The organism is Nostoc sp. KVJ20, from assembly GCF_001712795.1.
Classification (GTDB): domain Bacteria; phylum Cyanobacteriota; class Cyanobacteriia; order Cyanobacteriales; family Nostocaceae; genus Nostoc.
In genome coordinates this window covers 14,259-28,389 of sequence record NZ_KV757584.1, presented here as the reverse complement: position 1 = coordinate 28,389, position 14,131 = coordinate 14,259, and the positions used below count along the sequence as shown (strand labels likewise).

Annotated in this window: 6 protein-coding genes; 4 read left to right on the top strand and 2 right to left on the bottom strand. The window is 41.3% G+C overall.

The window, feature by feature from the left end:
• Positions 1-2 precede the first annotated feature (2 nt).
• Complete coding sequence (locus tag A4S05_RS08610) at positions 3-6,605, bottom strand: non-ribosomal peptide synthetase (RefSeq protein WP_069069418.1); 6,603 nt, start codon at positions 6,603-6,605, stop codon at positions 3-5.
• Between the two features lie 1,056 nt (positions 6,606-7,661).
• Between A4S05_RS08610 and A4S05_RS08605 the strand changes: the two genes are divergently transcribed.
• From A4S05_RS08605 to A4S05_RS08595, 3 genes are all read left to right on the top strand, one after another.
• Complete coding sequence (locus tag A4S05_RS08605; RefSeq protein ID WP_069069417.1) at positions 7,662-10,382, top strand: TonB-dependent receptor; 2,721 nt, start codon at positions 7,662-7,664, stop codon at positions 10,380-10,382.
• A 102-nt stretch (positions 10,383-10,484) separates the two neighbouring features.
• Positions 10,485-11,453 (top strand): iron-siderophore ABC transporter substrate-binding protein, encoded by a 969-nt coding sequence (locus tag A4S05_RS08600; RefSeq protein ID WP_084227034.1) that lies wholly within the window; start codon positions 10,485-10,487, stop codon positions 11,451-11,453.
• 4 nt (positions 11,454-11,457) lie between these two features.
• Positions 11,458-11,838, top strand: coding sequence for a DUF1636 family protein (locus tag A4S05_RS08595; protein WP_069069416.1), 381 nt, complete (start codon positions 11,458-11,460; stop codon positions 11,836-11,838).
• A gap of 116 nt (positions 11,839-11,954) precedes the next feature.
• Here A4S05_RS08595 and A4S05_RS08590 read toward each other — a convergent pair whose 3' ends face one another.
• Positions 11,955-12,860, bottom strand: a complete 906-nt coding sequence (locus tag A4S05_RS08590; protein ID WP_069069415.1) for an amino acid ABC transporter substrate-binding protein — start codon at positions 12,858-12,860, stop codon at positions 11,955-11,957.
• A gap of 244 nt (positions 12,861-13,104) precedes the next feature.
• Here A4S05_RS08590 and argC point away from each other — a divergent pair, with 244 nt between their 5' ends.
• Positions 13,105-14,094 (top strand): N-acetyl-gamma-glutamyl-phosphate reductase, encoded by a 990-nt coding sequence (argC, locus tag A4S05_RS08585; protein ID WP_069069430.1) that lies wholly within the window; start codon positions 13,105-13,107, stop codon positions 14,092-14,094.
• Positions 14,095-14,131: the final 37 nt, after the last annotated feature.

Genomic DNA, 14,131 nt, shown 5'->3' with positions numbered 1-14,131 from the left:
ATCTATTTCCCTGCTTTGCGTAATTTCTTTTGTCTGTTGAGAGATGCTTTTTGCTTTTCTGCTCTATCAAAAATCTCTGTAAATTTGTGCTGGGTTTCTATCTGTGTTTGACTAAGTTTTTTTGCCAACAAGCTGATAGTTGGGTATTGAAAAATTTCTACTATTGATAAGTCTCGATTTAACTTTTCTCGCAATTGGGTATGCACTTGACCTACTAATAGAGAATGACCCCCCAAATCAAAGAAGTTATCATGAATACCCACTTTTTTGATACCCAACAAATCTTGCCAAATAGTAGCGATAATTTGCTCGACCTCAGTTGCCGGTGGTGTATAAAGAGTATTACTAACTGCGGAAATATCTGGTGAAGGTAAGGCACGGCGGTTCACTTTACCGTTGGATAAGAGGGGCACATCATCCAGAAGCATGAAGTTTGCAGGAACCATGTATTCTGGTAGTTTTTCACTCAAAAAATCGCGCAGTTGTGGTACTAACTCCAAGGCAAATTTTGCCTGTAAGGGATTGTTAGTATAATCTCGCCAAGGGCGATGTTTTGCACTATGAGTAATTTCAAACTGGGTTGTCTTAACTGTTGGCTCTCGCCTAAATATGACATCGTAACGACCATTATCTCCACAGCTTGACCAAGTAATATCGATGGAGTAAGGCAAATCTTTGCTTAATGCCCAAAAATCTTCCGGCTCAATTCCTCGACACTCACTGTTTTTGTCCAGGAATTGTCTCATATCTCCTACAGTTGCAGCCCCTCCAGGAGAAGTTAACCACTGCCAAATCTGTATATCTTTTGCAATTCTAGCATTCGGAATCCGAGCAATACCTAAGATATTCGGTGTAGTTTCTAAGAGCATTTGGTGGACAGATGCCAGTGTTAACTCTTGTTTTTCCCAGTCTAACCAAGGGAGATCCAACAGAGGAATTTCATTTCCAATATGGAGAATCACATCGTAGCGAAATTTATTCAGTTCGTTCTGATGATAACCACGTTCTAGAATAATTTCTACATGACTTATCTTAGGTAAATGTTGTTTTAAAGCTGTGAAGAAAGCTGGATCAATAACTAGCTGTTTCTCCTCAAACAATTGTTTTCTTGCCCGTTGTTGTAACTCTTCTTTTGAGAGAAAATCTGGCGCTCGATGGAATTGGACAGATGTATGGAATACTTCTAATAAAGGTAAGCTCCGAATATCTCCAAGAAAGATAAAACCTCCTGGTGCTACTGCATTCACGGCGTTCTCTAATACTTGCAGTAGATAGTCAATACGAGGAAAATATTGCATTACAGAAACTATCAAAACAGCATCAAAACTGTTAGATACTACACCTTCAAAGTTATTTGCTCCTCTGTGAATGAGAGTTACTTCTGATGGTTTATGCTCTAGCATTGTCATCTGATGCTTCAGATTCAGCAAAGCTTTTTCTGAGAGGTCTGTTGCACAATATTGCTGACAGTGAGGAGCTATCCGAAATAACATCAGACCGCTACCACAACCAATTTCTAATACCTTGGTTGGTTGTAAAGACAAAATTCGCTCGACTGTTGGCTCTACCCAATCACGTACTTCTGCTTCTGGTATTGGTTGTCCTGTGTAGCTACTGTTCCATCCTTTGATATCAAATTTTAATGCTTGTTCATCAGCAGTATCTCGATAAAGTTCGTCAAATACACCTTCCCACTGCGACACCTGCTGGCTGCTTAATTCCTTTCCTGAGATTAATTCTGCTGTAGTTTCTGGTTCGGAATTTTGTACCACATAAGCAACTAAGCGTTTGTTACCAGGGTTATCTTCTTGAGCAATAACTACAGCTTTCTCAACCGCTGGGTGTTGGTTTAATACTGCCTCAATTTCTCCCAACTCAATCCGAAAACCTCGGATTTTTATTTGATAATCTTCCCGACCTAAAAATTCAATATTTCCATCCTCTAAGTACCGTGCTAAGTCTCCGGTTTTGTATAGGCGTGCGCCCGATTCCTGGCTAAATGGATGAGGAATAAATTTTTCGGCGGTCGATTCTGGGCGATTAAAGTAACCTCTAGCTAATCCGACTCCACCAATATAAACTTCGCCGGCAACTCCTATGGGTACGGGCTGTAGTTCGGAGTCTAATAGATATATTTGAGTATTGTTGAAAGGGCGACCAATTGGTACTTGTCGCTCCATCTGTAAATTAGTTGTAGTAGTTTCAAAATATGAGCTATCAATGGTGGCTTCGCTAACACCGTAGGAGTTAATTAATCTGGTTGCATGACCACAAAAACGCTTGACTTGATGATATCCATTAACATACCAGCTATCAGAACCGATAATTAGCGATCGCATAAAGTCAACAGATTGTTGAGTTTTTTCCAAATACTGAACTAAATTCATCAGTACGGCTGGCACAAACTCGGCACAGTTGACTCGTTCGGAACACATCAATGCATAAAGTCGATCTGGCTGCAATAAAAATTCCCGTGGACAAAGTACTAGTTTGCCACCGGAGCATAAAGCCCGAACTAAGTCTCCAGTGAAAACATCAAAGGAAAAACTTGCCATTTGCAAATGACTTGTGGCTACAGAGCGAAGTGAGTAGACATCTTCCCAAGCAAGATAGGCATTTACTAAACTGCCATGAGTAACCATCACTCCCTTGGGAATCCCTGTAGAACCGGAAGTGTAGATTGCATAAGCTAGGTTTTGAGGAGTTGTTTGATGGAGTAGATTTTCGTTGCTCTGTTGGGAAATACTCTCCCAGTTGGAGTCTAGGCAAACAACCTTGGCTTGGTGTTCTGGGAGATTTTTTAATAGCCACTTTTGAGTTATCAAAACTGACACTTGCATATTTTTCAACATGAATGCCAACCGCTCATGGGAATAGACGGGATCTAGAGGCGCATAAGCCCCTCCTGCTTTGAGGACGCCCAAGACTGCTACCACCATTTCCACAGAGCGTTCTATGTAGATGCCAACCATAACTTCTGGCCCTACACCCAGTCTTCGTAAATGATGTGCTAGCTGATTAGCACGTTGATTCAACTCCTGATATTTCAACTGGTTTTGAGCAAATACTACTGCAACTTCATGCGGTGTTTGCTCTACTTGTGCTTCAAAAAGCTGATGAATACACTGTTTTATATTGAATTTGGGATTTTGAATTTGGGATTTATTTTGATTAAATTCTACAAGGAGTTGATGTTGCTCTTTTTTTGTCAATAGTGACAAGTCGGAAAGTTTAGTTTGGGGATTTGCCACAATCCCTGAGAGCAAGTTTTGAAAATGTTCCACCATTCGGGCGATGGTAGTGGCATCAAATAAATCAGTGTTGTATTCAAATGACAACATTAGCTCTTGCCCAACTTCCACAGATAGACTCAAATCAAATTGTGACGTTTCATTTTCTACTTTTAATTGACTCACAACTAAATTGGGCATTTCTGGTAGAGGTGGAGCATTCCGGAAATCGAACATCACCTGAAATAGGGGGGTGTGACTGACGTTTCGTTTTGGATTCAATGCTTCTACTAGTTGATCAAAGGTTAAATCTTGGTGTTTATATGCTTCTAGAGCCACGCTTCGCACACGACCAAGTAAATTTTGAAATGTAGGATTACCGGAAAGGTCAGTACGTAACACCAAAGTATTGACGAAAAAGCCAATCAGCCCTTTTAATTCATCACTGTTACGGTTAGCAATTGGTGAGCCGACTGGAATATCGTTTTGTCCTGTGTAGCGATAGAGGAAAGTCTGGAATGCCGCCAATAGCAACATGAATAGAGTCACGCCTTCTTGACGAGCGATCGCCTTGAGTTGGTCTAGGAGAGTTTTGGGTAACTCAACAGATTGATGGAAACCGCGTGAGGACTGCACCGCCGGTCTTGGTCGATCTGTTGGTAATTGTAAAAGAGTTGGTATATCTGCAAGTTGTTGCTTCCAGTAAGAGAGTTGGGTTTGCAGAATTTCCCCTTCTAACCATTGTCGCTGCCAATATGCAAAATCTTTGTATTGGATCGACACTTCTGGGAGAGGTGAAGAACTTCTAGTTAAGAATGCTTTGTAAAGTAATGCAATTTCTTGTAAAAAGACCTCAGTAGACCAGCCATCAGAGATGATGTGATGCATCTCCAGCAAAAGAATATGCTCTTGCTGTGCTAGGCGCAAAACTTTAGCACGTAATAATGGCCCGTGCGTTAGGTCAAAAGGTCGTTGACTTTCTTGAGTCAATAATTTTTGAACTGCAACATTGCTCTGTAATTCGATATTTATTACTGATAAAGATAATTTTAGGGAATCAGCAATAATTTGTACTGGCTGTCCGTTGACTGTTGTAAATGTGGTTCTTAAAGTCTCGTGTCGCCGGATAATTTCATTCAGACTTTGTTCTAGTAAAGTAACCTCAAGCTGACCTTTGAGATTAACAGCTAAGGAAATATTGTAAGCTGGGTTGCCTGGTTCTAATCGGTCAAGGAACCATAGTCGCTGCTGGGCAAAAGATAGGGGATAAACTTCAGCTGGCTGGATTTGGCTTAGAGACACTGAGGGGATAGCAGATGCCGTTGTCAGTTGAGCGAGTATTTTTGTAGCGAGCGATCGCGCACTGATCCCTTCAAAGAAGTCTGCTATAGATACTTCTATTTCTAGGTCAACTTCAATCCTATTTTTTAACTCAAAGACTTTTAAAGAATCAAGTCCGAATGTACTTAAAGGCTGTTCAGACTTGACTTCATCAGGGGGAATTGTTAGTACCGCAGCTACCTGTTCTATCAGATATTTTTCTAAAACTAGCTGACATTCCTGTGGAGCAAGCTCTAAAACAGTGGAACGTTTTAAACGAGTTTCGTTTCTGACAATATCACTACTTTTTAAAATATTACAGCCAACTATATCTAATTCCCCTTTTTGCCATTGCAAGCGAGTTGCACGGCGTTGAATCTTGCCACTGGAAGTTTTAGGAATATTACCTGGTTTAATTAAAACGACAGCATAAACTTGTACTTCATGTTCTTCTGTGACTGCTTGACGAATGGTAGCAATAACCTCTTCTAAGTTTGGCTTGGCGCGAAACTCTAATTCTTGGACAACTACTAGCCGTTCTTCATTGTTAACTTCTACTGTGAATGCTGCACCACTACCAGAACGCAACGATGAATGACTACACTCTACGGTTATTTCTATATCTTGTGGATATAGATTTCGACCACGAATAATAATTAAATCTTTGACTCTACCTGTAATGAAAAGTTCTTCATTCTGCAAAAAGCCTAAATCTCCCGTCCGTAGAAAAGGCCCTACACCCGTGTCTGATAGATAAGCATGAAATGTGTCTGCTGTCTCTTGAGGACGGTTCCAATAACCTTGACCAATACTCGGCCCAGATACCCAGATTTCCCCAATTTCATCAGATTTGCAACTACTCAATTTTTCTGGATTGGCAATTACTACTTTTTGGTCTGGGATGATGTTACCGCAACTTACAAAATTGTAGATATCTTGATCTTTAGCAGTTGCTTCAACTACTCGATTCAATTCTAATGCAGCTTTCTGGACTGTTTTGATAATTGGTGATGTTGCCTGATCAACACCAGAAACCATCAGAGTTGTTTCAGCCATGCCGTAACAAGGATAAAATGCCTCTTTACGGAAGCCACACTCTACAAAAGCCCTTGCAAATCGTTCTAAAGTATCATGGCGAATAGGTTCAGCCCCGTTAAATGCAACACTCCAACTACTTAAATCAAGAGTTGCTTTTTGTTCAGGAGTAATTTTTTGAATGCATAACTCATAGGCAAAGTTAGGGCCACCACTGGTTGTGCCTTTGTAGCGAGAAATCGCTTGCAACCAACGATAAGGACGTTGGAGAAAGGAAGTTGGGGGCATAATGATGCAAGGAAAACCTCCATACAAGGGTTGTAATATTCCTCCAATCAGACCCATATCGTGGTACATCGGCAACCACGTTACAAACTTACTTTCTGGAGAATGATTCATGAATTGGTAAGTTGTGACAGCATTGTGCAGTAGGTTGCCATGACTTACCATTACACCTTTGGGTGTCCCTGTAGAACCAGAGGTGTATTGCAAAAAAGCTAATGTATCTTGATTAATAAAAGGTTCTTGCCAAGTATCTTCTATTCCTTCTGCAAGATTATCAGTAGTTAGCCAGTGTAAAGATTCTAGGTTGGTCTTTTCTGTCATTAAAGACCGGACTGTAGACAAAATCTCTGTTGTGGTAAGAGCGATCGCTGCTTGTGCGTCTGCCAAAATAGCTTGTATTCTAGGTGTGTTGCGCTGATTACGAGGCGGATATGCAGGAACAGCAACGACTCCTGCATACAAGCAACCGAAAAAAGCTGCCAAGTAATCTAGTCCTGGTGAATACAGCAATAAGGCTCGTTCCCCAGTTAAACCTAATGACTGTAATTGAGATGCTATTCGACGCGAGCGCTTATCTAATTCTTGATAAGTGAGTGTGGCTGTTTCTTTTTCGCCATCTTGCAAGAAAGTAAAAGCCTCTCTATTTGGCTGCGTCAATTGTCTTAAGCGTAGCAGCTCAATCACAGTAGAACAATTGCGGGAAACTTCTTGGAACCTATTGGAAAATTGATTCATTTTTACTCTTAACAGCTAGATGCAACCCTGATGTAATTCTTTCTTATATATCCACTGCTAATACAGTTTGGTTAACCATAAGTGCTGAGTCCTGAGTATTCCAGTACTTATGGTTAACCGCTGTATTCTGCTCTGATCCTCACACAAGCAATAAAGCTGATACGAATGGCACTAATAAAAGCCTAAAGCCTTGTCTAGTCTTGTTCCCAGACTGGGAATGTGGGTTAAAAGAGGCTCTGCCTCTTGTCAAGCTACTGGAGGCGGCAGCCCTTCCAGAATGGTTTCCCAGCTTTTAGGCTTGTTCCAGTCAGAGCAAGGGCTGTATCTTTTCTTATTGTCATTCAGAAGAATCTAGGTGAAGTCCTTATTTTGCCTGAGACTCAAGTCATCGAAAAACGCTAAGGAGCGCAAAATTAAGTCTAGCTAATTGCAAGTAATTTTCAATTGCCTCAATCACTATAATGGGAATTGTTGCATTTGACAACTAGGCGCTTTATAAGTAATTTTTATTTGTAAAAAATTTTGTATCACTTTCAATTATCAAATAATCTCTATATCAGCAATCAGGACTGTTTCATTAACTGACAATCCTTTACCTTCTCCCAAAGAGCTACGGTGTTCCTTCTGACTCCCTCTAACTCCCCCAATCGGATATTTCCCCCCTTGGCAAGGGGAGAAATCCAGGGTTTTTACCCAGATGTGTATACGCCGTAGCTCTTTGGGAGAGGCTAGCGCTAAGGCAGAAGTCTCTCGATAATTTATCGAGGATGTTGGAGGCAGATAGCGCAGCGTTAGCGAGTCCGCGAGCGTCGGGCAGGAGGCAGGAGTAAGACTGTCCAACGCTCTCTAGGAGACGCTGCACGTAGCTTGCTTTTCTGTAAGAGTACGCGGCGAACTCGCTAATGCTGCGCTATCTGCCTCCTGCCTCCTTCAATTTTTTAATGTATTGATTTGCAATAAGTAAACATTTATCCTAATATATATTGCAAATCAATGTTAATAAATAGCTGCGTCATCGACTAGGAACGAGTGGCATATTTGGTTGTGAGGAAATTAATGAAATTAGAGCAACTATTTCAAAGCCTGTTGGTTACAGGCTCATTTTTCGTATTGGTAACGACTCCTGCCTTGAGTGAGGAGGGACGAGATGATGTACAGCGTTCTTTTCCATCAACTAGTGCAAGCACGAGTTCCGATGAAGCCTTACCCCGATCAACTTCAGCAGGGCAAGTTCAACCAATCATAGAGGTTCAGCCACTCTCAAAATTGAAACGTCCACCTACCAGTGGGCAAAAGCTAGTGCAATCACCAGCACCAACACCAGGTTCAGCTGCTTCCCAAGAAGTTATCCAAATTACTGGAGTCAAAGCAAATCCTACGGAAAAAGGCGTAGAAGTGATTTTGCAGACATCCAATGGGGAACAGTTACAAATCTCAAATGTTAGTACTGGCAATAGTTATATCGCTGACATCCCTAACGCCCAACTACGTCTGCCTAATGGTGATGGATTCGTATTTCGTTCGGAAAAACCGACTGCGGGAATTAGTGAAATCACAGTTACTAATCAGAATGTCAATACAGTCCGGGTGACGGTGACGGGTGAAGTGGGGTTGCCACAAGCTGAATTGTTTGATGGCGATGAAGGTTTAATTTTTGGTTTGACACCTTCTGCATCTACAACACAACTACCACAGCAACCAGAAGCGCCACAAAATTCTGAGCCAGAAAAACCTGCTAGCAACACTCCTCCAACAGAACCATCAGGGCAGACTGATGAACCAATCGAGTTGCTGGTGACAGGAGAACAAGACGGCTATCGCGTGCCTGATGCTGCTACTGCTACTAAAACAGATACACCTTTACGCGATATTCCCCAGTCAATTCAAGTCGTTCCTCGACAGGTATTAGAAGACCAGCAAGTAACAAACTTGGGTGAAGCCCTCAGAAATGTATCTGGTGTATCACAGGGGGATGGCTCACGATCGCGCGGGGCTGCGAATACTCCGAGAATCCGAGGGTTTGATTCCCGCTTTGATATTTTGACAAACGGGTTGAAAGATTCGACGAATTTATTGTTTGGTTATGATCCTGCAATTATCGATCGAATTGAGGTACTTAAAGGCCCTGCTTCTGTTCTCTACGGCCAAGGTTCTACAGGAGGTGTGATCAATCTTGTCACTAAACAACCTCTGAGAGATCCTTTCTACTCAGTCGAATTTTCCGCTGGCAACTATGATTTCTACCGTGGTGGGATTGATCTTTCAGGCCCACTCAATGATGACAAAACAGTTCTGTATCGCTTGAATGTAGCTGCTCAGACAACAGAAAGTTTCGTTGATTTCTATGATGGGCAACAGTATATTGTTGCTCCGAGTCTCTCGTGGCAAATTAGCGATCGCACCAAACTAACTCTCAGCAGCGAATATATTAATCGCCCCAAAGATTTTGGTCAAATGGGTATCCCCGTTGTGGGTAGCATTTTGCCCAACCCCAATGGCAGAATTAATCGCGATCGGAACTTTTCTGAACCGTCTAGCCGCGATGATTTAGAAGTATTCCGAGTTGGTTATGACTTAGAGCATCGCTTCAGTGAGAACTGGCAACTACGCAGTGTCTTGAAAGCAGGGTGGGCTGATCAGGATCGAGTGGTTACTCAAGGAACTAGTCTCAGAGCAGATAACCGCACCCTCAATCGGATATTTTTTGAGTCTGATATTGATGATAGAGTCTTTAATTTTGACAACTATGTTGTCGGTAAATTTGCTACAGGCAGTATCCAACATCAACTGGTAACAGGTTTTAATTTAACCAGATTGGATACCAGAAATGTAGACCTTGCTTTCAATCTAGCTGCACCAATTGACGTATTTAACCCTGAGTATGGCCAACCACTTGGAGAATCCATTGGCCCAGAAACTTTAGAGTTGGGTACAAATGCTTATGGTTTCTATGTCCAAGATCAAATTACAGTCACAGAAAATTTCAAAGTCCTAATAGGTGGACGGTTTGATATTATCAATCAGAAATTTGAGAATTTCACTGCCTCCACCAGTGAATCTGTGCAGCAAGAAGCCTTTAGTCCAAGGGTTGGGATTGTCTATCAACCAATCCCACCAATTTCCCTCTACGCTAGCTATAGCCGAGCATTTTCACCCAATCAATCAGTTTTTAGTCCAACACTGCCTGAACCAGAACGGGGAACACAATACGAAGTGGGGATCAAAGCAGACTTTAGTGAACGACTAGCTGCGACTTTGGCATTTTATGATTTGACTCGCTCTAATGTTTTAGTCGCCGATCCTAACAACATAGCACGGTCTATCCAAGTGGGTGAACAGAAAAGCCAAGGGATTGAATTTGACTTATCTGGTGAAATTTCGCCGGGATGGAACATCATTGCAGGCTATGCCTACACAGATACCGAAATCACTGAGGATGAACCCTCTAGAGTTGGCAATCAATTGAACAATGTGCCGAAACACTCTTGGAATTTGTGGACAACCTATGAAATTCAGTCAGGTAATTTGAAAGGTTTAGGCTTTGGTTTAGGCTTATTTTATGTAGGAGATAGACAAGGAGACTTAGCGAATACATTTGAATTGCCTAGTTATGTTCGTACCGACGCTGCTATCTTCTATAAGCAAGATAGGCTCCGCGCCGCGCTCAATTTCAAAAATATTTTCAATGTGGACTATTGGGATTCTGCATTGAATAGAGCAAATGTTTATCCAGGCGATCCTTTTATTGTGCAGGGAACTGTTTCCTTTCAACTCTAATCTCCTTTGAGGTTGAATGCACAATGATGTGCGCTGGGATCAAAAAACATTAAATCTCTTCCCAATATCTTGGGAAGGGATCTATATATCAACTCTTCTGCAATGACAAAGAGAATTAACAGGATTATCATCTTTTTCCTCCTTGCTAGCCTGACTGTTTTTCTAATTTCTAGCCATCAAGTTAGATTCGCTGATACTCCACCTCATATTAACAAATTGTCCAACATTTCTAACTGTCGGATGATTGAACACACATTGGGAAAAACCTGCGTTCCTAATAATCCTGAACGGATTGTTACTTTGAACGATATCATCTTGGGTAATGTTCTTACTCTTGGTGTCAAACCAATTGGAAGCGCTACTTATTTTAGAAAAAATAAATTTTCTCCACAGGTAAAGAGAAAAGTCGGTGACATCAACTTGTTAGGAATAATTCGTCAACCGAATCTAGAAAAAATGTTACTACTTAAACCTGATTTGATTATAGGTTGGCGAACTACCGATCAAGTAAATTATTCTCTACTATCAAAAATAGCTCCTACTGTACTCTACGATTCACAAGGTTTATCGTGGCAAGAACAGTTTAATTTTGTAGCTAACACACTAGGTAAAGAAGCAACAGCAACAGTAGTTTTGAATAATTATAAGCAACGAGTTCAAAAGTTAAAACAATATTTGGGAAGTCGTTATAAACAACAAAAAATTTCTCTGATCAACTTCTGTTGTAATGGGATAATAAGCGATGTCAAAAATTCATTTGCAGGGACTATCCTCAACGATGCAGGATTACAACGACCAGAAGCCCAAGACATTAATCAAAAATATGGAATTATGGAGATTCCTGAAGAAGAATTATGGAAAGCCGATGGTGATATTTTGTTTGTCTCAGCTTACTTAGATAGTGACCGTTCTTATTTAAAGAAACTAGAACAAAAACCTCTGTGGAAAAATATTCGAGCGGTGCAAAAAAATCATGTGTATTTTGTAGATGCTACAGCATGGAGAGGAAATAGTTTAATTGATGCTGAGGTGGTAATAGATGATTTGTTTAAGTACTTAATTAACCCTTAAATTTATGCCCAAACACACACTATTTGTTTGTAAATACTGCCACCATTCGTCTGAAAAACTATCAGAACAGCAGCCTACAGATGGCTCTCTTTTAATAGAGAATTTAAACATTACCTTTGACAAGGAGTTTCCATCAGAACAAGTGGAAATTCAGCCTACCCACTGCATCCGAGCGTGCGATCGCGCCTGTGTTGTAGCTATTTGCAGCCCTGAAAAACCTACCTATCTTTTTGTGGATCTTACTATTGACAAAAGTTCCACACCATTATTGGAATTTATGCAACTATATATCGAAAGTCGCACAGGGGCGATCGCCTGGAAAAATTTCCCTCAACTATTGCAGTCTGCTATTTTTGCACAAATTCCATCACAAAATCATTCTTGAAAAAGAATTCAGAATTCAGGAGCGGAGCCGGAGACTCCGAAAGCTCCGGTCAGAATCAAGACGCTCTCTACGAGTACAAATAGTTAGCTAGATGATTTTGTGGGAAAACCATTATTTCACAGGTCGCTTTTAGGAATTTCCTCACGAAATTCTATGACCAATTGCATAGTTTCCACTACCAAATCACGTAAATCCCGATTGAGCGCTACAGCGCCTTGAGACCCAAACCAACGGTCAAAAATAGTGACATATTGCTGATTACCATTGACGAATCCTTGCATGAACTTGACCAGAGAATAGTTGACTGTATCCAAGAATTTCGAGTTATTTTCTGGCACCATGCAAGCGATACCTTCTTGTGAATAGGGGCGAGGGGGTACGATCGCAAAAGCATCTGGATTTTTTTGCTGTTGCAGCCATCCCTCTAAAAGAATGCTATCGGATGAGAAACCATCAATAGTACCTTCTTGCAAAGCTGTGTATCCCTCTGCCCTAGTTTTAAAATACACCCGCTTAACTCTAGGTTGTACACGAGCGATCGCCTGCTCATTTGTGGTTCCCGCCAGCACACCAATTCGCTTACCAATAAGGGATTCAGGGGAACCTATCTTACTTCCTTTCTTAACTAATAATTGGGTTCCAGTCACACCGTAGCTCACAGAAAAGTCTACTTTTTTATCTCGATTCCATGTAAAACTACTAGCATCACACACAATATCAACTTGTTGATTAACTATTTTAGTAATCCGCTCAGAAGGGCTAAGACCAACTAATTGCAGTTTAATTTTTTTATCTAGGTCTTTTTCTAATTGCTCTTTAATCAGAGTCAGCATATCTACAGAATAGCCATTTAACTTTCCTTGACTATCCACATAGGCAAAAGGTAGCGCATCTCTACTAGTACCAGCTGTTAATACCCCTGTTCTGGCTACTTTTTCCATCACAGTCTCAGCAGCTACCATATTAGGCATGAGCGTTGCAAATATGAGACTTAAAATAGGAATAGCAATTTTTTCATACATAGGCTTTAAGAATAGGTCGTTTTTTCAAAAATTAAATCTGATTTATATATCAAGCATCGAGAAGGTATCACTATCGAGTACATAGTAAGGTTATCTAGTAACTATTCTTTACATTAGAGCTTATCCGAGTCGTATTGGGAGAGGTTCTCCTCCTGCCTCCTTCTCGTTGATTTTTTCAAAAATATAATCGGATTGCTATAGCTGTTTTAAAATACAACTTACATCTAAGGGTGCTGAAGGCATGATTACTAAACCCAAGATTTTCATTGATGGCGAATCAGGAACCACAGGCTTACAAATTTACTCACGTCTCAACCAACGGGATGATATTGAGTTAGTTAGCATTGAGGAATCTAAACGTAAGGATGCATCTGAGCGAGCTAAACTAATCAATGCCGTCGATGTTGTTATTCTCTGCCTACCTGATGATGCAGCCCTTGAAGCTGTTAGCTTGGTAACTAGTACTACGGTTAAGATCCTTGATGCTAGTACTGCCCATCGCACAGCTAAGAACTGGGTATATGGTTTCCCTGAACTAAATCCAGGACAGCGAGAGAAAATCGCCAGCGCCCAGTTTGTGAGCAATCCGGGCTGTTATCCTACAGGATTCTTGGCTTGTATCCGTCCATTGATTGCCAAGGGACTCCTGAACAGCAACTTTCCCATCACTGTGAATGCAGTGTCAGGTTACTCTGGCGGTGGGAAGAATCTCATCAAACAGTACCATACCTTCCACGAGCAACAAGCCGGAGCAGAGTCACTCTATCCCTATGGAATCTATGGGTTGCAGTTTGGGCATAAGCACGTCAAAGAAATGCATTATTACTCCGGGTTAGCATCGCCGCCGCTGTTCATACCGGCAGTAGGGGATTTTGAGCAGGGGATGCTGGTACAAGTGCCTTTGCCGCTGGGAACTTTGGATAATCCACCATCAGGTGAAGTTATTCATCAAGCGATCGCTAACTACTACCAAAGTGAAAAATTTGTGCAGGTTGCTCCATACCAAGATTCTACTCTGCTGCGAGACGGAATATTTTTGGATGCGATGTCTACGACGGGCTACGCCTACGCAATCAAGAACACCAATATTGTTCAGGTTTTTGTATTCGCCAATGACACTACCAAAGAAGTGTTGCTAGTAGCTCGTCTTGACAACCTGGGTAAGGGCGCATCAGGAGCCGCTGTCCAAAACCTAAACATCATGCTCGGTTTTCCAGAAGAGTTGGGATTATGAAAAAGGCATAGGGAGTGGGGAGTGATGAGTGCTGTTA

Excerpts from the sequence above, each read along its gene's own strand:
- A4S05_RS08610 (WP_069069418.1), bottom strand. The coding sequence starts at position 6,605 with ATGAATCAATTTTCCAATAGGTTCCAAGAAGTTTCCCGCAATTGTTCT.
- A4S05_RS08605 (WP_069069417.1), top strand. The coding sequence starts at position 7,662 with ATGAAATTAGAGCAACTATTTCAAAGCCTGTTGGTTACAGGCTCATTT.
- A4S05_RS08600 (WP_084227034.1), top strand. The coding sequence starts at position 10,485 with ATGACAAAGAGAATTAACAGGATTATCATCTTTTTCCTCCTTGCTAGC.
- A4S05_RS08595 (WP_069069416.1), top strand. The coding sequence starts at position 11,458 with ATGCCCAAACACACACTATTTGTTTGTAAATACTGCCACCATTCGTCT.
- A4S05_RS08590 (WP_069069415.1), bottom strand. The coding sequence starts at position 12,860 with ATGTATGAAAAAATTGCTATTCCTATTTTAAGTCTCATATTTGCAACG.